Genomic DNA, 20431 nt, shown 5'->3' on the forward strand with positions numbered 1-20431 from the left:
GTCACGGCCTCCGTGGCTCGTACGGCCCGCGGCCGTTGCCGCCCCCGGGCCGGGTGTCGTACGGGGAACGCTGCCGGTCGTGCGGCAACGGCAGCCGGTGCACCAGCTCGGACACGATCGCGTCGGTGGTGCGCCGGGCCAGTTGCGCGTCCGCCGTCGGGATGATGCGGTGCGCCAGCACCGGCACCGCGAGCGCCTGCAGGTCGTCCGGGAGGACGTAGTCGCGACCCTCGAGGGCGGCCACCGCGCGGGCGGTGCGCAGCAGTTGCAGGGTGGCCCGCGGCGACGCGCCGAGCCGCAGGTCGGGCGCCTCCCGGGTGGCGGTGACAAGCGCGATCGCGTACTGCTTCACGGCGTCCGCGACGTGCACCTGCCGGACGTGGCCGATCAGCCGGCGCACGGTGGCCGCGTCGGAGACCGGTCGCAGTCCCGACAGCGGGTCGGTGGCCCCGTGCCCGTCGAGCATGGCCAGCTCGGCGTTCGGGTCCGGGTAGCCCATCGCGATGCGGGCGGTGAACCGGTCCCGCTGCGCCTCGGGCAGCGGGTAGGTCCCCTCCATCTCGATCGGGTTCTGCGTCGCGATCACCATGAACGGGGTCTGGAGCTGGTAGGTCACCCCGTCGACGGTGACCTGCCGCTCCTCCATGCACTCCAGCAGCGCCGACTGGGTCTTCGGCGAGGCCCGGTTGATCTCGTCGCCGACGACCAGGTTGGCGAAGACCGCGCCGGGGCGGAACTCGAAGTCGTGGGTCTCCTGGTTGTAGACGCTGACGCCGGTGACGTCGCTCGGCAGGAGGTCGGGGGTGAACTGGATGCGGCGGACCGAGCAGTCGATGGACCGGGCCATCGCCTTGGCGAGCTTGGTCTTGCCGACGCCGGGCACGTCCTCGATGAGCAGGTGGCCTTCGGCGAGCAGGACCGCCAGCGCGAGCCGGACGGTGGCCGTCTTACCCTCGATGACCTGCTCGATGTTGGCCACGATGGCCTCGCTGGCGGCACGGAACTCGTCGTGCGGCAGCAGACCGCCCACCTCGTCCCAGGTCTGTTGTGTCACGGGCCTCCTCCTCGTCGCCGGAACGGCAGCTCTGTATAGAGCACCTGGACCCGCCGTTGGGTTCGCGACGCCGAGCCTCGTCTGCCGCACGCATCTCACTGGCCTCTCAGGCTAACCATGTTTGTCGCTATCGCCGACTCCCGCAGGTGGTCGGTCGGTTACGCCCGGAATATTCGCCGGACGGGGGACCGGGGTACACTGCGACCCATGGCCGGAGTCTTCCTGTTTCTTACCGAGCCGTGCTGATGCGCTGAACGCGCGACAGCACGGCCGCCCCTCCTGCGCGAGGGGCTTTTTTGTGCCCGAAGCAGACCTCCACCACCTGACCCGACCCGCGCCGAGGAGACGCCATGAGTGAGGCAGCCGCACCGGCCACCGACATTCCCCCGTTCCGCTACACCGCCGCCCTGGCCGACGAGATCGAGCGCCACTGGCAGGACACCTGGGAACGGGACGGCACCTTCCACGCGCCGAACCCGACCGGCCCGCTGGCCGACCCGGGTCACCCGCGCGCCGGCGCGGAGAAGCTGTACGTGCTGGACATGTTCCCCTATCCGTCCGGCGCCGGCCTGCACGTCGGGCACCCGCTGGGCTACATCGGCACCGACTGCTACGCCCGCTACCAGCGGATGACCGGGCGCAACGTGCTGCACGCGATGGGCTTCGACGCGTTCGGCCTGCCGGCCGAGCAGTACGCGGTGCAGACCGGCACCCACCCGCGGACCACCACGGTGGCGAACATCGAGCGGTACAAGGCGCAGCTGCGCCGGCTGGGGCTGGGCCACGACGAGCGGCGCTCGGTGGCGACCATCGACACCGACTTCTACCGCTGGACCCAGTGGATCTTCCTGCAGATCTTCAACTCCTGGTACGACGCGGACGCCAAGCGGGCCCGGCCGGTCGCCGAGCTGATCGCCGAGTTCGAGGGCGGGAACCGGCAGACCCCGGACGGCCGGCCGTGGGCCGAGCTGACCGTCGCCGAGCGCCGCCGCGTCGTGGACGACCACCGGCTGGCGTACGTCTCGCAGGCCCCGGTGAACTGGTGCCCGGGGCTGGGCACCGTGCTGGCCAACGAGGAGGTCACCGCCGACGGCCGCTCCGAGCGGGGCAACTTCCCGGTCTTCAAGCGCAACCTGAAGCAGTGGATGATGCGGATCACCGCGTACGGCGACCGGCTGCTGGACGACCTGGACACGCTGGACTGGCCGGAGCCGATCAAGCTGCAGCAGCGCAACTGGATCGGCCGCTCGACCGGCGCGCACATCGACTTCCCCACCACCGCCGGCCCGGTGCGGGTGTTCACGACCCGGCCGGACACGATCTTCGGGGCCACCTACATGGTGCTGGCGCCCGAGCACGAGCTGGTCGACGCGCTGGTGCCGGCCGCCTGGCCGGAGGGGACGAAGGACGCCTGGACCGGCGGGCACGCGAGCCCGCGCGCGGCCGTCGAGGCGTACCGGAAGGTCGCCGCCGCCCGGACGGACCTGGAGCGGCAGGCGGACAGCCGGGAGAAGACGGGCGTCTTCGTCGGCGCCTGGGCGACCAACCCGGTGACCGGCGGACAGGTCCCGATCTTCGTCGCCGACTACGTGCTGGCCGGTTACGGCACCGGCGCGATCATGGCGGTGCCCGCGCAGGACGAGCGGGACTGGGACTTCGCCGAGGTCTTCGACCTGCCGATCGTGCGCACCGTGGCGCCGCCGGAGGGCTTCGACGGCAAGGCGTTCACCGGCGACGGGCCGGCGATCAACAGCGCCGCCCCGGACCGCGGCGTCGACCTGGACGGCCTGGGCGTGACCGAGGCCAAGGCCCGGATCATCGAGTGGCTGGAGGCGAACGGGCACGGCGCCGGCGCGGTCACCTGGCGGCTGCGCGACTGGCTGTTCTCCCGGCAGCGCTACTGGGGCGAGCCGTTCCCGATCGTGTACGACGAGTCCGGCGCGGCGATCGCGCTGCCGGAGTCGATGCTGCCGGTCGAGCTGCCCGAGGTGGACGACTTCTCGCCGAAGACGTTCGACCCGGAGGACGCGCAGAGCAACCCGGAGACCCCGCTGTCACGGCGGCGCGACTGGGTCGAGGTCGAGCTGGACCTGGGTGACGGGCCGAAGCGCTACACCCGGGAGACGAACGTGATGCCGCAGTGGGCCGGCTCCTGCTGGTACGAGCTGCGCTACCTGGACCCGACCAACTCCGACCGGTTCGTCGACCCGGAGAACGAGGCGTACTGGATGGGGCCGCGGCGGGCCGGTGACTGCGGTGGCACCGACCTGTACGTCGGCGGCGCCGAGCACGCCGTGCTGCACCTGCTGTACGCCCGCTTCTGGCACAAGGTGCTGTTCGACCTGGGGCACGTGTCGTCGTTCGAGCCGTTCCGCAAGCTGTTCAACCAGGGCATGATCCAGGCGTACGCGTTCGTCGACAGCCGGGGCGCCTACGTGCCCGCCGAGGAGGTCGTCGAGGTCGACGGCCGCTGGTTCCACGGCGAGACCGAGGTCCGACGCGAGTACGGCAAGATGGGCAAGTCGCTGAAGAACGTGGTCACGCCGGACGACATGTGCGCGGCCTACGGCGCCGACACGTTCCGGGTGTACGAGATGTCGATGGGCCCGCTGGAGGTGTCCCGCCCCTGGGAGACCCGGGCGGTGGTCGGCTCGTACCGGTTCCTGCAGCGGGTCTGGCGCGCGGTCGTGGACGAGCGGACCGGGGAGTCGCGGGTCACCGACGCGCCGGCCGACGAGGCCACCCGGCGGCTGCTGCACAAGGTGGTCGACGGGGTCCGCGCCGACATGGACGGGATCCGCTTCAACACCGCGATCGCGAAGCTGATCGAGCTGACGAACGGTCTGACCCAACTGGCCGAGACGCCCCGCGAGGTGGCCGAGCCGCTGGTGCTGATGGTCGCCCCGTTCGCCCCGCACCTGGCCGAGGAGCTGTGGCGCCGGCTGGGCCACGACACCTCGCTGGCGTACGCGGACTTCCCGGTGGCCGACCCGGCGCTGCTGGTGGCCGAGACGGTGACCTACCCGGTGCAGGTCAACGGCAAGGTCCGGGGCCGGGTCGAGGTGGCGGCCGACGCGCCCGAGGAGACGGTCCGGGCGGCCGCGCTGGAGGCGGTCGCCGGCGCGCTGGCCGGCAAGGAGCCGCGCAAGGTGATCGTGGTGAAGGGCCGGATGGTTTCGGTCGTCGCCTGAGGCCGGTGCGTGGGCGCGCCCGGTGCGGGCGCGCCCACCCACCGGCGGCTCAGGGTTCGCGGCGGTGCACGACGACCGCGGCGAGCAGCGCGGCCACCACCGGCCAGACGACGAACACCGCCCAGGAGCCGGGCACGGTCGCCACGTGCAGGTTCGGCAGCACGTACGGGTTCCCGACCAGGCGTTCCCAGGCCGGCACCGGCAGCGCGTTGTGGACCGCGGCGGTCCACGGGTCGGTGATGTCGAAGGCCAGCGGGGCGAGCAGCAGCAGCGTCGTGGTGACCACGACGGCCGGCGCGGTGTGCCGCACCAGGGCGCCGACGCCGAACCCGATGAGCGCGCAGACCGGTAGCAGCAGCGTCGAGGCCGCGACGGCGCGCAGCGCGTCGGGCTCGCCGATCGACGCGCCGGCGCCCACGTCGGCGAGGATCGCCTGGGACACCCCGAACGACGCGGCGGCGGCCACCGCGCCGACCACCAGCATGACGGCGGCCAGCACGACCACCTTGGCGGTCACCACGGCCCGCCGGTCCGGCACCGCGATCAGCGTGGTGCGGATCTGGCCGCTGGCGTACTCACCAGCGATCATCAGCGCGCCGACCGCCCCGGCCGCGAGCATGATGAACAACCAGCCCTCCTCCGGGAACGCGTCGTGGATCGGGTCGAACGAGGCCCGGCGCTCGGCGGAGTAGCCCGGCCAGTTGTGGTGGTCGGCGAGCGCGGCGCGGACGCTGAACAGCACGGCCGACACCGCGATCAGCGCCATCGACCCGTACGTGGAGCGCAGCGACCACAGCTTGATCCACTCGGCGGCGATCAGGTCGCGGAACCGGGCGACCATCATCGGCCTCCGGCGGTGTAGTCGAGTCGGTCGGCGGTGAGGTCCATGAACGCCTCCTCCAGCGAGGCGGCGCCGGAGTTCGCCCCGGCGAAGGCCGCCAGGCTCTCGTCGACGAGCAGTTCTCCGCGCCCGATCACCACGAGATGGTCCACGGTCTGCTCCATCTCGCTCATCAGGTGACTGGATACCAGCACGGTCCGGCCCTCACCGGCGAGCCGGCGGAACAGCCCGCGCACCCAGCGCACCCCGTGCGGGTCCAGGCCGTTGAACGGCTCGTCGAAGAGCAGCACCGGCGGGTCGCCGAGCAGGGCGCTGGCGATCCCGAGCCGCTGCCGCATGCCGAGGGAGAAGCCGCCGATCCGCCGCCGCGCCACCTCGGCCAGGCCGACCTGGTCCAGCACCTCACTCACCCGGCAGCGGGGAATCCCGTTGCTGCGGGCCAGCGCGGTCAGGTGCGCCCGTGCGCTCCGTCCGCCGTGCACGTCACCGGCGTCAAGCAGCGCGCCGGCGTACCGTAGCCCCCGCGGTCGGTCGGCGAACGGTCGCCCGTCCACCAGGGCGGTGCCGTCGGTCGGCCGGTGCAGGCCGAGGACGAGCCGGAGCGTCGTGGACTTGCCGGCGCCGTTCGGTCCGAGGAACCCGGTGACGTGTCCGGGTCGGACGGTGAGGGTCAGTCGGTCGACGGCGGTCGTCCCGCCGTACCGCTTGGTGAGGTCCCTGAGCTCGATCATGGCCTCGACGATCCCGTGTCCCGGCCGCCGGGTCGTCGTGCCGGGGACCACACCCGGCCGGTGACACCCCGCCCTTGGGCGTACGCCCCCGGGCCGATGACCGGGAGGCCGGTCGCTGGCTACGGTGTGCCCATGGAGGCGGTCGTCCCGCGTCCGCGCGTCGTTTCCCGACGGGTGCGGACGGTCCTGATCTGGTCGGCGGTGGCGTTGCTGCCGGTGGCGCTGCTGCTCGCGGTCACCTCGGGCGCCGGCGGGCCGGTGCTCGTCGTGCCCACCCCCGACCACAGCGTGCCCGGGCTCCCGGTGCGCTACCTCGTGCCGGTCCTGGCGGTGCTGCTGCCCGCCGGCCTGCTGCGTCGCCGGCCGTTGCTCGCCCTCGGCCTCATGCTCGCCGGGGCGTCGCTCGTCACCGCCACCACGAACGCGTGGGAGCAGGGCTACCTGGCCGGTCTGTGGTACCTGCAGTTCCTCGTCGTGGACGTGATGCTCGGCGCGGTCGCGGCCCGCGGGCCGCGTCGGGTGTCGGTGCCCGCGGCGGTCATGGTGCTTCTGGTGCAGGTGGTCGCCGCCTTCGTGAACCCGGCCGCCGACGCGCTGGACCGGGCCACCCTCTCCGTGCCGGCGGTCCTCGCGGCGTGGGTGGTGGGCAACTCGGTGCTGGCCCGCCGCGCGCACGCCGAGCAGTTGCGGGCGCACGCCGCCGCCGAGGCGGTCACCGCCGAACGGCTGCGCCTCGCCCGGGAGCTGCACGACGTGGTGGCGCACAGCATCGGCGTGATCGCCATCCAGGCGGGCGTCGGCGCCCGGGTCATCGACAGCCAACCCGCGCAGGCGCGGGCCGCGCTCACCACCATCGAGACGACCAGCCGGGAGACGCTGGCCGGGCTCCGGCGGACCCTCGGCGCGCTGCGCCGCCCCGACGGCGCGCCGGCGTCGCTGGACCCCGCGCCCGGACTGTCCGACCTCGACCGGCTGGTCGCGGCCGGGGCCGACGCCGGGGTACGGGTGACGCTCACCGTCGACGGCGAGCCGGCCCCGCTGCCCGCCGAGGTGGAGCTGGCCGTGTACCGCATCGTGCAGGAGTCACTGACCAATGTGGTACGCCACGCGCGGGTGGACAGGTGCCGGGTGACCGTGCGGCACGCGCCGGACGGGGTACGCGTCGAGGTCGTCGACGAGGGTCGCGGCGGCCCGGTCGGCGGCGAGGGGCACGGGATCGTCGGCATGCGGGAGCGGGCCGCGCTGCTCGGCGGTCGATGCGTCGCCGGGCCACGCCCGGAGGGCGGCTTCCGGGTCGACGCGGTGCTGCCGGTGGGACCGGCGTGACGATCCGGGTGCTCCTCGTCGACGACCAGCCGCTGGTGCGGGCCGGGCTGCGGGTGCTCATGACCGACGCGCCGGACCTGGTGGTCGTCGGCGAGGCGGGAACCGGCGCCGAGGCGGTCCGGTCGGCGCGGGAACTCGCGCCCGACGTGGTCCTGATGGACCTGCGGATGCCCGGCACCGACGGGATCGCGGCCACCCGGGACATCGTCGCGGCCGGTGGAGCCACCCGGGTCCTGGTGCTCACCACCTTCGACGACGACGAGCACGTGCACGCCGCGCTGCGCGCCGGGGCGAGCGGCTTCCTGGTCAAGGACATGGCCCTGGAGGAGATCCTGGGCGCGGTGCGGGTGGTGGCGGCCGGCGACGCGTTGATCGCGCCCGGCGTCACCCGGCGGCTGCTCGCCGAGTTCGCCCGCCGGCCCGCCCCGGCGCCCCGGCCCCGGGGCCTGCCCGGGGTCACCGACCGGGAGCGGGAGGTGCTCGGTCTGGTGGCGCGCGGGTTGTCCAACGCGGAGATCGCGGCGGAGCTGGTGATCAGCCCGGCCACCGCCAAGGCGCACGTGGCCCGGCTCTTCACCAAGCTGGACGCCCGCGACCGGGTGCACCTGGTGATCGCCGCGTACGAGGCCGGCCTGGTGGTGCCGCCGCGTTGACCGGATCCGCCGGGCGGGCCGACCGCCCGTGCGGTGCCACCGCTGCGGGCTGTCGAGCGGACGCGGACGTCGGCGGTGCCGGATCGCCGGCGGCCCCTGCCGTGCCGGCTCTCACCCCGTGCCGAGCGCGGCCTCGATCGTCGGGCGGTGCCGGCGCAGCCAGTCGTGCCAACCGCGTACCGTCTCGACCACGCCGGCGGCGCGCAGCCGGCGCATCGCGGGCTCGCCTCGGTCGGCACCGGCGGCGATGCCCCGCCAGGTGCCCCCGACCTGGTCGAGCAGGACACCGGTCAGCTCGTCGCGGGGGAGCAGGTGGCCGCTCGGCCCCTCGTAGGCGTCGCAGAGCAGCCGGCAGCGGCGGCCCAGCTCGGTCGGGTCGGCGTCGCCGCCGAGGGCGGCCCAGTGCCAGCCGGCGAACGCGACGTCCTCGATCCGCCGACCGGGACCGGCGAGGTCCCAGTCGAGCAGCGTCACCGGCACCGGCCCGGCCGGTCCGACCCGGTAGACGGTGTTCTTCGGCGACAGGTCCCGGTGGCAGACCGTCTCCGCGCCGCCGGCCAGGGCGGTGCCGGCGCAGGCGTCGTGCACCGAGCGGATCAACCCGGCCAGGTGGGTCAGCGCGGCGTCGGCGAAGAAGGCCGGGTCCTCCCGGTCGCGCCAGGGCACCAGCCCGTCGACGTGCGAGAGCACCTGCCGCCCCTGCTCGTCCGTGCCGAGGTACGCGGGCGCGACGCCGGGCGCGGTCGCCGCCAGGTGACGCAGCAGCGCGGCGGCGAAGTCGGCGGCGGCAGGTGGCGTGCGGCGGACCGTGTCGCCGATCCGGACCACCTCGGCGACGAACCCGCCGGGCATCGTCTCCCCGCTGTCGGCCACGTCAGCTCGGCCCCAGCCGGCGTTGCCGCTCGGCCCGCCACCAGCGGTGGATGATCAGCACGCTGGCGATCAGGCCGAGGCTGGCCGGGGCGGCCGCGTACCAGTTGATCGAACCGGGAGTGCTCACCGCCGCGCCGATCGCGGCGTAGCCGATGGCGGTGGGGGCGGAGGCGATCACACTGCCGGCCAGGAACGGCAGCACCCGCGCCCCGGTGGTGCCGTAGCCGTAGCTGACCAGCCCGAAGCCGGCGATCGGCAGCAGCCGCACGGTGATCACCCCGAACACGCTCTGCCGGGCGAACCACCCGTCGAGGCGGGCCAGCCGGCCGCGGACCCGCTCGGCCACGAAGTCGCGGCCCAGCAGCCGGCCGACCGCGAAGCCGAGCGCGGCCGCGAGCAGCGCCGCGCCGAGCGCGTACGCGGCGCCCTGCACCGGGCCGAAGATCGCGCCAGCGGCCAGCGTGACGAACGTCCGGGGCACCAGTGCGACAAGCAGCAGCGCGCCCCCGACGACGGCCGCGACCGGGGCGTAGCCGCCGAGCGTGTCGGCGAGCCGGGGCAGGTCGGCCGCGTCCGGCCGGGGGATCACCAGCAGCGTGACCGCGAACGCGGCGAGCAGCAGGAGCAACAGCCCGAACCGGCGCGCCGACGGCTGCCGCAGCAGCCCGACGAGCCGGCGGGTCACCGGTCGCCGCCCCGGTCGGGCGGCGCCGGTCATGCCCGGGCGGCGGCGGCCACCGCGGAGCGGCGCTCGGACCGGAGCCGGTCGGCCCAGGTGTCGTCGAGCGGCGGGAGCTGGTGGATGCCGGTGGCCCAGCGCAGCAGCAGGTCCGCCAGGTCGGGGTTGCGGGCGAGCGCCGGGCCGTGCGAATAGGTGCCGAGCAGCTTGCCCCGCCAGGCGCCCTCGGTGGCGCCGTCGTTGCCGATCCCGGCGGTCACCCGGGCCAGCGGCGACACGCCCGGGCCGAGGTGGGTGCGCCCGCCGTGGTTCTCGAACCCGCTCAGGTGCGGGATGCCCAGCCGCGGGTCGACCTCGCCGGCCAGCTCGCCGACCGCCCGGGTCGGGCCCCGGTCGGAGGAGAGGTCGAGCAGTTCCAGGCCGGCGCAGCGGGTGCCCTTGGCGAAGAAGGAGGTGCCGAGCAACTGGTAGCCGGCGCAGACGCCGAACACCACCGAGCCCTGGGCGACCGCCCGGTGCAGGCCGCCGTCGGCGAGCAGGCGCTGGGCGCCCAGCGCCTGCGGGCCGTCCTCGCCGCCGCCGATCAGGTAGATGTCGGCGGTGGCGGGCAGCCGCTGGTCGGAGCGGACCTCCAGCATCTCGACAGGCATGCCGCGCAACTGGGCGCGGCGGGCCAGGATCAGCGCGTTGCCCCGGTCTCCGTAGGTGGACAGCAGGTCGGGATAGACCCAGACGATGCGCAGGCTCTCAGTTGACACGGTCCAGCTCCGCTCGGATGTCCTGGAAGGCGGTGTAGTTGGCGATGACCTCCAGCCGGCCGGGTGGCACCGCCCGGACCGCCTCGTCGAACGTGCGCACGTGCCGGAACGGCACGCCGTTGACGTCGAGGCGCACCGCCAGGTCGTACGCCCGGTCGCCGGTGATCAGCACCTGCCGCCCGGCCAGCGGCGAGAAGTCGACGTCGAACAGCCACGACGTGTCCAGCCCGTCGGGGTCGCGCGCGTTGATCGAGAGCAGTGTCGGCGCGACGTCGGCCATGTCGAACGCCTCCAACCAGCTCGCCGGGTTCTTGGCCAGCAGCAGCCGGATGTTGCGCCCGTCCCGTTCCACCTGGGCGTAGCGGCCGGCCACCGAGGTGACCGTGCCCAGCCGGGAGACCGCGTCCACCGGGCGTACGCCGAACTCGGCGGCGACCGCGAGCGCGGTGGCCGCGTTGCCGAGGTTGACCTTGCCGGGAAGCTGGAGCTGGATCTTGTGCCAGGCGCCGGTGGGGTCGAGCACGCCGTCGTCCTCGACCGTCCACTGCGGCTCGGGGCGGCGCAGCGGGCAGCCGGTGCACCACCACTGGCCGCCGGAGCGCTGGATGGTGGCGCCGCACTCCGGGCAGACCCACGAGTCGTCGTGCCACCGCTGGCCTGCGCTGAACCAGGTGACGTGCGGCGGCACGTGCCCCTGGGCCGGGTCGGCCGGCGGGGTGGCGGCCCAGACCACCATCGGGTCGTCGGCGTTGGCGACCACCCGCACCTTCGGGTGCCGGACCAGGGCGGCGCGCCAGAGCTGCGCCATCATGGCGACCTCCTTGGCCCGGTCGAGCTGGTCGCGGGAGAGGTTGAGCAGCGCCACCACGTGCGGCTCGGTCGCCTCCAGCACCTGGGCCAGGTAGTGCTCGTCCACCTCCAGCACGGCGTAGGGCGTGCTGCCGGCCTTGGCCAGCGCCGAGGTGTGCCCGGTGGGCATGTTGGCGCCGAAGGCGTTGGAGGCGACCCGGCCGAGCACGCCGACCGCGGCGGTGGTCAGCCGGGTGGTGGTGGTCTTGCCGTTGGTGCCGGACACCAGGGCGATGGCGCGCCCGGCCGAGAGGTGGGCGAGCAGGTCGGGGTCGATCTTGAGGCCGATCCAGCCGCCGATCACCGAGCCGTCGCCACGACCCGCGGCCCGCGACAGCGCCGCGGCGGTGCGCGACACGGAGCTGGCCACCTTTGCCCGCATGGGCATCTTCGCGTCCGTCACCCGAGCGAGGTTACCGGACCACGACCGCCGCCAGATCGCCGCCGACGGCGAACCGTTCGGCCGGGGAGCGCGCGGTGGACGGCCGGAGCGTGTTCCTCCGGACGGCGGCGGTCGATGTCGGGTAGTGGACGCCGCGGCGGGGGTGTCCACCCCCTCCACTCCGCCCCACCCGCATTGACGTGCGGTTTTACGCGCGGACACGCCGCGCCGAAGCGGCGATTCTGGTTGCAGGTGGAGGGAAGTGGAGTAGAGTGGGGCGCGATGGTGAGGCCGGGAGGGCCACACCGGCCCGGGGGGTCAGCGGCGCCGCGAACGCCGCTCAGGGCGAGGGGGTTGGGCCGATGTTCCTCGGCACCCACACTCCGCGCCTGGACGACAAAGGCCGGTTGATCCTGCCGGCCAAGTTCCGGGATGAGCTGGCGGGGGGTGTCGTGATCACCAAAGGGCAGGAGCGCTGCCTCTACGTCTTCCCGATGCCCGAGTTCCAGCGCATCGCCGACCAGTTGCGCGCGCAACCGATGACCAGCAAGGCGGCCCGGGCCTACAGCCGGGTCTTCTTCGCCAGCGCGCACGACGAGGTGCCGGACAAGCAGGGCCGGGTCACGATTCCCGGGCACCTGCGGTCGTACGCGGCCCTCGACCGGGAGCTGGTCGTGATCGGGGCGAGCACCCGGGTGGAGATCTGGGACAGGGCGGCCTGGGAGGCCTACCTCGCGGAGAGCGAAGACGACTTCGCCGACATCGAGGAGGGGGTGCTGCCCGGCGGTCTGTAGGGCGTGACGGCGCCCGACGTACTGCGAGATCTCCAGCTGCTTTCGAGTTCCTGGCACCCCTTCCCCGGTGCCAGGCGCACGATCCGACACGGAGGGCCGCGGCCTCCGGCGGGCGGGGAGCGGATGGGGATCTGGCGGTATGGCGAGGCGTCGTGACGGCGACGGACACGTGGACGGATTCGGTTTTCGAGCAGTGGGGGTCGACATGGGGGAGCTGCGCGGCACGCACGTGCCGGTGCTGCTCGAGCGGTGTCTCGAGCTGCTGGCCCCCGCGCTGGGCCGCCCCGGCCGCACCGTGCACGTCGACGCCACGCTCGGCCTGGCCGGGCACGCCGAGGCGGTGCTCACGGCGCACCCGGAGACGATCCTCGTCGGCCTGGACCGGGACACCGAGGCGCTCGCCCACGCACGGGTCCGCCTGGCCCGTTTCGCCGACCGGATCCACCTGGAGCACGCCGTCTACGACGAGCTGCCCGAGGTGCTCGACCGGCTCGGCTATCCGGCGATCGACGGCGTGCTGTTCGATCTCGGCGTCTCGTCGCTGCAACTGGACGCGCCCGACCGCGGGTTCGCCTACGCGCAGGACGCGCCGCTGGACATGCGGATGGACCAGACCCGGGGGGTGACCGCCGAGGAGGTGGTCAACAGCTACGGCCACCCGGAGCTGGCCCGCCTGCTGCGGGTGTACGGCGAGGAGAAGTTCGCCGGGAAGGTCGCCTCGGCGATCATCCGGGAGCGCGAGCGGGCCCGGATCACGTCGTCGGCCCGGCTGGCCGAGCTGGTCCGGGACGCGATTCCGGCGCCGGCCCGACGAACTGGCGGACACCCGGCAAAGAGAACGTTTCAGGCTTTACGGATCGAGGTAAACAGAGAACTGGCAGCGCTGGAGACGGCGCTGCCGGCCGCTCTGGACAAGCTCACCGTGGGCGGCCGCATGGTGGTCCTGTCCTACCACTCGCTGGAGGACCGGCTCACCAAGCAGGCGCTCGCCGACCGGGTCCGCAGCAAGGGCCCGGTCGACCTTCCGGTCGAACTGCCCGGGTCGGGTCCGACGTTCCGGCTGTTGAGCCGGGGCGCCGAGCTTCCCGGGGAGGCGGAGGTGGCCGCGAACCCGCGGTCCGCCTCGGTGCGGCTGCGGGCCGCGGAACGGCTCGATCCGGAGGCGACCCGGCAGGGGCGTACCGACCGCGAACGGTACCGCCGCCGGGAGAAGGCGATGCACCAACCGGGGAACGGGACGGACGAGGAGGGGGAGGGGACATGAACGTCGAGAAGCGCGACGGCCGGGGGGCCGTCGGGCAGCGCGCACCGCGGTCGGGGGGCCGGACCACGGCGCGCACCATGCGAGACACCACGACGACCGCGGCCGACCGGCCGGAGGGGACCCGCGCCCGGGGGGCGCGCGAGTACCCGACGGCGGGCACCGCCGCGCTGCGTCCGGCCGAGCGGGCCCGGGTCACCGCGCCGGCGGCGCCGCGGCTGCGGGTCGCCCCGCCGCCGCCGATCCGGGTGCCGCGGGCGCCCTTCGTCGGGATGATCCTGGTGCTCGTGGTCGGCGGGGTGCTCGGCATCCTGGCGGTCAACACCAAGATCAACGAGAACGCCTTCCGGCTGGAGCGGCTGGAGCAGCAGCAGGCCAAGCTCGACGTGGACGAGCAGGAGCTGAAGAAGGAGATCGCCGACCAGAAGGCGCCGGGCAACCTCACCGCCAACGCCCGCAAGCTGGGCCTGGTGGAGTCGGACGACCCGGCGTACATCCGGCTGCCGGACGGGCGGACGATCGGCGTGCCGCACCCCGCGGAGGGCGCGCCGGCCGGTTCCGGCCAGCAGGGCAACGGAGGCTGAGCAGTGCCGCCGAGATCTGACGAACCGCGCCGGGACGCCACGGGCTCCCGGCGCGGCTCGTCGCGTGGGTCCGAGCCGCGTGAGCCGGGCGTCGGCGGGATCTCCGACGCGCGGGCGTACACCCCGCGCGGGCGCACCGTCCGCGAGGGTGGCGCCGAGCAACGTCGTACCCCGCGCAGCAGCCGCTCCGGCGACCCGTTCCGGCCGGCGTTGCAGGTGGTCGACGGCGGCCGGGCCGCCCGCGCCGGCCGGCGGGAGCCGGCCACGGCCGGGGAGAGCGCCCGGGCCGGCCGCCGGACGGCGGGCGGTCGCGCCGGCGTGGTGCGGACCGTCTCCACCCGCCCGGTGCACGAGCCGTTCGACGACGAGGACGACCCGCCGCCGCGCCGCCGGCCCGGCCCGCGCCGCCCGGCGGCCCGCCGGCCGGTCCGCAAGCCCCGCCGGCCGCCCCGACTGGGCGACCCGCGCCGGCGGCTGCGGCTCGCCACGGTGCTGGCCCTGACGCTGTTCGCCAGCATCGGCGTCCGGCTGGTCTATCTCCAGACGGCGGACAGCCCGGCGTACGCCGACGGCGGCCTGCCCAACCGGGTCAAGGTGATCGAGCTGCCGGCCCCGCGCGGCGCCATCCTCGACCGGGACGGCGAGCCGCTGGCGCACAGCGTCGAGGCGCGTTACGTCTTCGCCGATCCGACCCTGGTCAAGGACCGGTTCGCCACCGCGCGGGCGCTCTCCCCGCTGCTCGGCGTGCCGGTGTCCGACCTCGCCGACAAGATGCAGCGCCGCAAGGTGCCCGGCACCGCACGCGACACCGAGTTCGTCTACCTGGCCCGGGGCGTGGAGATCGGCACCGCCAAGCAGATCATGGCGTTGGACCTGGCCGGCATCAACGTGCACCGGGACGAGCGTCGTGAGGTGCCCGGCGGCGACCTGGCCGCCAACATGATCGGCTTCGTCAGCCAGGACATGAACGGCCTGGAGGGCCTGGAGGCGAAGTACGACGACCTGCTGCGCGGCCAGCCGGGCAAGCGCACCTACGAGGCGGGCCTGGGTGACCTGGCCGCGCCCATCCCGGGCGGCTACAGCAGCACCACCCAGCCGAAGCCGGGCAGCTCGCTGCAGCTCACCATCGACCGGGACCTGCAGTTCATGACGCAGCGGATCCTGGCCAAGCAGGTGGCCCAGGCCAAGGGCAGCGTCGCCGCGGCGGTGATCCTGGACGTCCCCACCGGGGAGGTGCTGGCCCAGGCCAGCCAGCCCACCTACGACGCGGCCGACCCGAGCAAGGTCAACTCGCCGGCCGACCGGGACGACGCGGCCACCAGCTTCGTGGTGGACCCCGGCTCGATCCACAAGGCGATCACCTACGGCGCGGCGCTCCAGGAGGGCGTGATCACGCCGGACACCACGTTCCCGGTCGCCAACACCGTGGTCCTGGGCGGCGTGCCGTTCGAGGACACGCACCACGCGAACGGCCGCGTCATGAGCATCCCGGGGATGCTCGCGTTCTCGTCCAACATCGCCACCATCGAGATCGCCGACAAGTTGGGCAAGGACCGGCTGATCGACTACCAGAAGCGGTTCGGGCTGGGCCAGCCGACCGGCGAGGGCCTGCCCGGCGAGGCGTCCGGGCGGCTGCTCCCGGCCGACGAGTGGAGCGGGTCGTCGTACGGGTCGGTGCCGATCGGGCACAGCGTGGACGCCACCCCGCTGCAGATGGCCGCCGCCTACAACGCCATCGCCAACAACGGCACCTACGTGCAGCCGCACCTGGTCAAGGAGACGATCGGCCCGGACGGCAGGGGCACCCCGAGCGCCGCCCCGACCACCCGGTCGGTGCTCAGCCCGGCCAACGCGGCCGACCTGCGCCGGATGCTGGAGGCGGTCACCACCGTGGACGGCCCGGACGGGCGGGCCACCGGACTGGCCGCCGCGGTGCCCGGCTACCGGGTGGCCGGCAAGACCGGCACCGGCCTGCGCTACGACAACGGCAAGAAGCAGCCGGGCGAGGTCGGCTCGTTCATCGGGATGGCCCCGGCGGAGAAGCCCCGCTACGTGGTGGCGGTGTTCGTCTGGAGTCCCGGCGGCGAGGGCGGCGCGGTCGCCGCGCCGGCGTTCCGCGAGATGATGGGCTTCACCCTCCGTCACTACCGGGTTCCCCCGTCGCTCACCGACAAGTCCCCGAAGTTCGAGGTCTTTCCGCGCTGAGCGGGCCCGGCGGGACATCATCGGTGAGTGGCGACGAACCACCGGGGCGGCTGTGCGGTCGGAACCGGACGACCGGGTAGGGTCTGACGCCGTGTCCGGCAATCCACGTCCCGCCACCGTGCTGCCCGTCCGGCTCGGCGTCCTCGCCGCCCGGCTGGCCGTTCCCGCCCCGGAGGGGGCCGCCGAACTGGCCGTCACCGGCGTCACCCATGCCAGCCAGGAGGTCCGCCCCGGCGACCTGTACGCGGCCCTGCCCGGCGCCCGCCGGCACGGCGCGGAGTTCGCCGCCGCCGCGGCCGACGCCGGCGCGGTGGCCCTGCTGACCGATCCGGCCGGCGTGCCGCTGGCCGCCGGCTCGGGCCTGCCGGTGCTCGTCGTCGACGACGCCCGGGGGGTGCTCGGCGAGGTCGCCGCCACGATCTACGGCGACCCGACCGCGCAGCTCACCGTGATCGGGGTGACCGGCACCGCCGGCAAGACCTCCACCAGCTACCTGATCGAGTCCGGCCTGCGGGCCGCCGGGCACACCACCGGCCTGATCGGCACCGTGGAGACCCGCCTGGGCGACCTGGTGGTGGACAGCGTCCGGACCACCCCGGAGGCCACCGACCTGCACGCCATGTTGGCGGTGGCCCGCGAGCGCGGGGTGGACGCGGTGGTGATGGAGGTGTCCAGTCACGCCCTCGCCATGGGCCGGGTCGGCGGCGTCCGGTTCGACGTCGGCGGCTACACCAACTTCGGTTCCGACCACCTCGACTTCCACGCCGACGAGGCGGACTACTTCGCCGCGAAGGCCCGGCTGTTCGACGGCCGCTGCCGGGTCGAGGTGCTCAACCACGACGACCCGGCGCTGCGCCCGCTGCGCAAGCCCGCCACGGTGACCTACTCGGCAGCCGGTGACCCGGACGCCACCTGGTGGGCCGACCGGATCGACGGCGAGGGCTACGCGCAGCGCTTCACGCTGCACGGCCCGGACACGCCGGCGCTGCCCACCGGGGTGGCGCTGCCCGGCCGGCACAACGTGGCCAACGCGCTGCTGGCCGTCGCCACGCTGGTGGCCGCCGGCGTCGACCCGGTCACCGCGGCCGGCGGGGTGGCCGCCTGCGGCGGCGTGCCCGGCCGGCTGGAGCTGGTCAGCGGCGACGCGCCGGTGCGCGGCGTGGTCGACTACGCGCACAAGGCGAACGCGATCGAGGCGGTGCTGGCCGCGCTGCGCGGCCTGACCGACGGCCGGCTGGTCTGCGTGGTCGGCGCGGGCGGCGACCGGGACCGGGGCAAGCGGCCGGTGATGGGTGAAGTGGCCGCCCGGGGGGCGGACGTGGTGCTGGTGACCGACGACAACCCGCGGACCGAGGACCCGGCCACGATCCGGGCGGAGGTGCTGGCCGGCGCGTACGCGGCCGCCACGCCGGCCCGCGTCATCGAGGTGCCCGGCCGGCGGGCGGCGATCGAGGAGGCGGTCCGGGTGGCCGAACCGGGTGACGTGGTGGCGGTGCTGGGCAAGGGCCAGGAGCGCGGCCAGGAGATCGGCGGCGAGGTGCTGCCGTTCGACGACCGGGTGGAGCTGGCGACCGCGCTGCGCGCCCGCTTCGGCGACCCGGTGGGTCAGCGGTGATCCCGCTGACGCTGGCCGAGGTGGCCGCGGCGGTCGGTGGCCGGCTGGCCGGCGCCGACCCGGACGCCCGGGTCACCGGCACCGTCGAGTTCGACTCCCGCAAGGTGGCCCCCGGCGGGCTCTTCGTCGCGTTTCCCGGCGAGCGGGTGGACGGCCACGACTACGCGGCCGGCGCGGTGGCCGCCGGCGCGGTCGCCGTGCTCGGCACCCGCGAGGTGCCGGGCGTGCCGATGGTGCTCGTCGACGACGCGCTCGACGCGATGGGCCGGCTGGCCCGCACCGTGGTCGACAGGCTGCCCGGGCTGACCGTGATCGGGCTGACCGGGTCGTCCGGCAAGACCACCACCAAGGACCTGATCGCCCAGCTCGCGGTGCGGCTCGGCCCGACCGTGGCCCCGCCCGGCTCGTTCAACAACGAGCTGGGGCACCCGTACACCGCGTTGCAGGCCACGCCGGAGACCCGCTTCCTGGTGATGGAGAAGGGCGCCCGTGGCGTCGGGCACGTCCGCTACCTGTGCGACGTGGTGCCGCCGCGCATCTCGGTGGTGCTCAACGTCGGGGTGGCGCACATCGGCGAGTTCGGCTCGGTGGAGACCATCGCGCTGGCCAAGGGGGAACTGGTCGAGGCGCTGCCCGCCGACGGGCTGGCGGTGCTCAACGCCGACGACCCCCTGGTCGACGCGATGGCGACGCGGACCGCGGCCCGGGTGGTCCGCTACGGCGAGTCGGCGCAGGCCGACGTGCGCGCCGAGGACGTGACGCTGGACGGTCGGGGCCGACCCTCGTACACGCTGGTGACGCCGGAGGGCCGCGTCCCGGTGCGGCTCGGGCTGACCGGCCGGCACCAGGTGTCCAACTCGCTGGCCGCCGCGGCGGTCGCCCGCGAGCTGGGCCTGCCCCTGGCCGACCTGGCGGCGGCGCTGGGCGAGCTGGGCCTGGTCTCCACCCGGCGGATGGACGTCTTCGAGCGCCCCGACGGGGTGACCGTGATCGACGACTCGTACAACGCGAACCCGGCCTCCACCGGCGTGGCGCTGCGGGCGTTGGCCAGCATGCGGGGCGAGGGGCGTACCGTCGCGGTGCTCGGCTACATGGCCGAGCTGGGCGACTTCGAACTTCAGGGGCATCAGCAGGTCGGCCGGCTCGCGGCCGAGCTGGGAGTGGACCGGCTGCTCGTGGTGGGTGAGCCGGCGGCGCCGATCCACGAGGGCGCGACAGCGGTAGGCAACTGGGGAGGAGAGTCGGTGCTGCTCACCGATCAGGCGGCGGCCGTCGAGGTGCTGCGGAGCGAGCTGCGTCCGGGCGACGTGGTGCTGGTGAAGGGCTCCCGGTACCGCACCTGGGAGGTGGCCGACGCGCTGCGCGCGGACGCCCGTGAGGGTGTGACGGAGGGCGGCGCCGCATGAGGGCGGTCATCGTCGCCATCGGGGTCGCGTTCCTGATCTCGCTGTTCTGCACCCCGATCGCGATCAAGGTGTTCGCCCGGCTGAAGGCCGGCCAGCCGATCCGGTCGAACCTCGGGCTCGCCAGCAACGAGGGCAAGAAGGGCACGCCGACGATGGGCGGCGTGGTCTTCATCCTGGCCACGGTCATCGCGTACGTCGCCGGGCACCTGGCCCTGACCACGCTGCCGGACGCGCAGATCGCCCAGGTCGAGCCGACCATCACGGCGCTGGTGCTGCTGGGGCTGATGGTGTTCTCCGGCGCGGTCGGCTTCATCGACGACTTCCTCAAGGTCCGCAAGCGGCACAGCGGCGGCCTCAACAAGCGGGGCAAGCTGGCCGGGCAGATCCTGGTCGGCGCCGTCTTCGGGGCGGTGGCGGTCTACTTCCCGTCGAGCATGACCGATGCCGGCGGCAACGCGACGAACACCGAGACGGTGGGCAGCACGACGCTGAGCTTCATCCGGGACATCCCGGCGCTGGAGATCGGCAAGATCGGCGCGGTGATCGTCATCATCATGGTGGTGATGGCGGCGACCAACGGCGTCAACCTCACCGACGGCCTGGACGGCCTGGCCACCGGCGCCTCGGTGATGGTGCTCGCGGCGTACGCGTTGATCGCGTTCTGGCAGTATCGGCACTGGTGCGCGGACCCGAACTACACCGAGTCCTACTGCTACACGGTGCGCGACCCGCTGGAGATCGCGCTGATCGCCGGCGCCGCGGCCGGGGCCTGCGTCGGCTTCCTCTGGTGGAACACCTCGCCGGCCCGGATCTTCATGGGCGACACCGGCGCGCTCGGGCTGGGCGGCCTGATCGCCGGCATGGCGATGTCCACCCGCACCATCCTGCTGCTGCCGATCCTGGGCGGCCTCTTCGTGATCATCACGATGTCGGTGGTCATCCAGATCATCTCGTTCCGGACCACCGGCAAGCGGGTGTTCCGGATGTCGCCGTTGCAGCACCACTTCGAGCTGGCCGGCTGGAGCGAGGTCAACATCGTGGTCCGGTTCTGGATCATCGCCGGGATCGGGGTGGCCATCGCGCTGGGGCTGTTCTACAGCGAGTTCCTCGCCGCGGTGAGTTAGGTGCAAGGAGGGGCCCCGATTTTAAAGACGGCGTTGTTAAAAGGGGCCCGCCCGGCCCGCCGGCCCGCCGACCCCGCGGGGTGGCCCCCGGGGGGGGGGGGCAGC

Annotated in this window: 17 protein-coding genes; 10 read left to right on the forward strand and 7 right to left on the reverse strand. The window is 74.1% G+C overall.

What is annotated here, in order from left to right:
- Window position 1: 1 nt before the first annotated feature.
- A complete protein-coding gene (locus tag ACIA5A_RS04260; protein WP_181569536.1) occupies window positions 2–1054 on the reverse strand; it encodes a MoxR family ATPase in 1053 nt (350 codons plus the stop codon).
- A gap of 350 nt (window positions 1055–1404) precedes the next feature.
- On the opposite strand from ACIA5A_RS04260, the gene leuS reads away from it, so the two are divergent.
- Complete coding sequence (gene leuS, locus ACIA5A_RS04265; protein WP_396756264.1) at window positions 1405–4245, forward strand: leucine--tRNA ligase; 2841 nt, start codon at window positions 1405–1407, stop codon at window positions 4243–4245.
- 49 nt (window positions 4246–4294) lie between these two features.
- Here leuS and ACIA5A_RS04270 read toward each other — a convergent pair whose 3' ends face one another.
- Both ACIA5A_RS04270 and ACIA5A_RS04275 read right to left on the reverse strand, forming a co-directional pair.
- Window positions 4295–5089: an ABC transporter permease gene (locus ACIA5A_RS04270; RefSeq protein WP_396756266.1), complete on the reverse strand. Its 795-nt coding sequence runs from the start codon at window positions 5087–5089 to the stop codon at window positions 4295–4297.
- Window positions 5086–5817 carry an ABC transporter ATP-binding protein gene (locus tag ACIA5A_RS04275; protein WP_396756268.1) on the reverse strand — a complete coding sequence of 244 codons (732 nt, stop codon included), beginning with the start codon at window positions 5815–5817 and terminating at the stop codon, window positions 5086–5088. The genes ACIA5A_RS04270 and ACIA5A_RS04275 overlap by 4 nt, the downstream gene beginning before the upstream one ends.
- Window positions 5818–5949: 132 nt before the next feature.
- On the opposite strand from ACIA5A_RS04275, the gene ACIA5A_RS04280 reads away from it, so the two are divergent.
- Both ACIA5A_RS04280 and ACIA5A_RS04285 read left to right on the forward strand, forming a co-directional pair.
- Window positions 5950–7143: a sensor histidine kinase gene (locus tag ACIA5A_RS04280; protein WP_396756270.1), complete on the forward strand. Its 1194-nt coding sequence runs from the start codon at window positions 5950–5952 to the stop codon at window positions 7141–7143.
- Window positions 7140–7796, forward strand: coding sequence for a response regulator (locus tag ACIA5A_RS04285; RefSeq protein ID WP_396756272.1), 657 nt, complete (start codon window positions 7140–7142; stop codon window positions 7794–7796). Before ACIA5A_RS04280 ends, ACIA5A_RS04285 begins: the two co-directional genes overlap by 4 nt.
- 111 nt (window positions 7797–7907) lie before the next feature.
- Here the strand turns inward: ACIA5A_RS04285 and ACIA5A_RS04290 are convergent, their stop codons facing one another.
- The 4 genes from ACIA5A_RS04290 to ACIA5A_RS04305 are packed head-to-tail and all read right to left on the reverse strand — an operon-like array spanning window position 7908 to window position 11343.
- The gene (locus tag ACIA5A_RS04290; protein ID WP_396756274.1) at window positions 7908–8669 is read right to left on the reverse strand and encodes a phosphotransferase; all 762 of its coding nucleotides are present in this window, start codon (window positions 8667–8669) and stop codon (window positions 7908–7910) included.
- A gap of 1 nt (window position 8670) precedes the next feature.
- The gene (locus ACIA5A_RS04295; RefSeq protein ID WP_396756276.1) at window positions 8671–9387 is read right to left on the reverse strand and encodes a TVP38/TMEM64 family protein; all 717 of its coding nucleotides are present in this window, start codon (window positions 9385–9387) and stop codon (window positions 8671–8673) included.
- A complete protein-coding gene (locus tag ACIA5A_RS04300; RefSeq protein WP_396756278.1) occupies window positions 9384–10106 on the reverse strand; it encodes a type 1 glutamine amidotransferase in 723 nt (240 codons plus the stop codon). The genes ACIA5A_RS04295 and ACIA5A_RS04300 overlap by 4 nt, the downstream gene beginning before the upstream one ends.
- Window positions 10096–11343: a MurT ligase domain-containing protein gene (locus tag ACIA5A_RS04305; RefSeq protein ID WP_396756504.1), complete on the reverse strand. Its 1248-nt coding sequence runs from the start codon at window positions 11341–11343 to the stop codon at window positions 10096–10098. Before ACIA5A_RS04305 ends, ACIA5A_RS04300 begins: the two co-directional genes overlap by 11 nt.
- A 356-nt stretch (window positions 11344–11699) precedes the next feature.
- Between ACIA5A_RS04305 and mraZ the strand changes: the two genes are divergently transcribed.
- The 7 genes from mraZ to mraY all read left to right on the forward strand — a co-directional run bounded on the left by mraZ (window position 11700) and on the right by mraY (window position 20326).
- Window positions 11700–12131, forward strand: a complete 432-nt coding sequence (gene mraZ / locus ACIA5A_RS04310; protein ID WP_091060154.1) for a division/cell wall cluster transcriptional repressor MraZ — start codon at window positions 11700–11702, stop codon at window positions 12129–12131.
- 205 nt (window positions 12132–12336) lie between these two features.
- Entirely contained in the window at window positions 12337–13395 is a 1059-nt protein-coding gene (rsmH, locus tag ACIA5A_RS04315) for a 16S rRNA (cytosine(1402)-N(4))-methyltransferase RsmH (protein ID WP_396756280.1), read from the forward strand.
- Complete coding sequence (locus ACIA5A_RS04320; protein WP_396756282.1) at window positions 13392–13976, forward strand: hypothetical protein; 585 nt, start codon at window positions 13392–13394, stop codon at window positions 13974–13976. The genes rsmH and ACIA5A_RS04320 overlap by 4 nt, the downstream gene beginning before the upstream one ends.
- 3 nt (window positions 13977–13979) lie before the next feature.
- Window positions 13980–16181, forward strand: a complete 2202-nt coding sequence (locus ACIA5A_RS04325) for a peptidoglycan D,D-transpeptidase FtsI family protein (protein ID WP_396756284.1) — start codon at window positions 13980–13982, stop codon at window positions 16179–16181.
- A gap of 52 nt (window positions 16182–16233) precedes the next feature.
- A complete protein-coding gene (locus tag ACIA5A_RS04330; RefSeq protein WP_396756286.1) occupies window positions 16234–17796 on the forward strand; it encodes a UDP-N-acetylmuramoyl-L-alanyl-D-glutamate--2,6-diaminopimelate ligase in 1563 nt (520 codons plus the stop codon).
- The gene (gene murF, locus ACIA5A_RS04335) at window positions 17793–19202 is read left to right on the forward strand and encodes a UDP-N-acetylmuramoyl-tripeptide--D-alanyl-D-alanine ligase (protein ID WP_396756288.1); all 1410 of its coding nucleotides are present in this window, start codon (window positions 17793–17795) and stop codon (window positions 19200–19202) included. Before ACIA5A_RS04330 ends, murF begins: the two co-directional genes overlap by 4 nt.
- A complete protein-coding gene (mraY, locus tag ACIA5A_RS04340) occupies window positions 19199–20326 on the forward strand; it encodes a phospho-N-acetylmuramoyl-pentapeptide-transferase (protein WP_091331122.1) in 1128 nt (375 codons plus the stop codon). The genes murF and mraY overlap by 4 nt, the downstream gene beginning before the upstream one ends.
- Window positions 20327–20431 lie beyond the last annotated feature (105 nt).

It is taken from the genome of Micromonospora sp. NPDC051300 (genome assembly GCF_044455315.1).
GTDB lineage: Bacteria > Actinomycetota > Actinomycetes > Mycobacteriales > Micromonosporaceae > Micromonospora > Micromonospora robiginosa.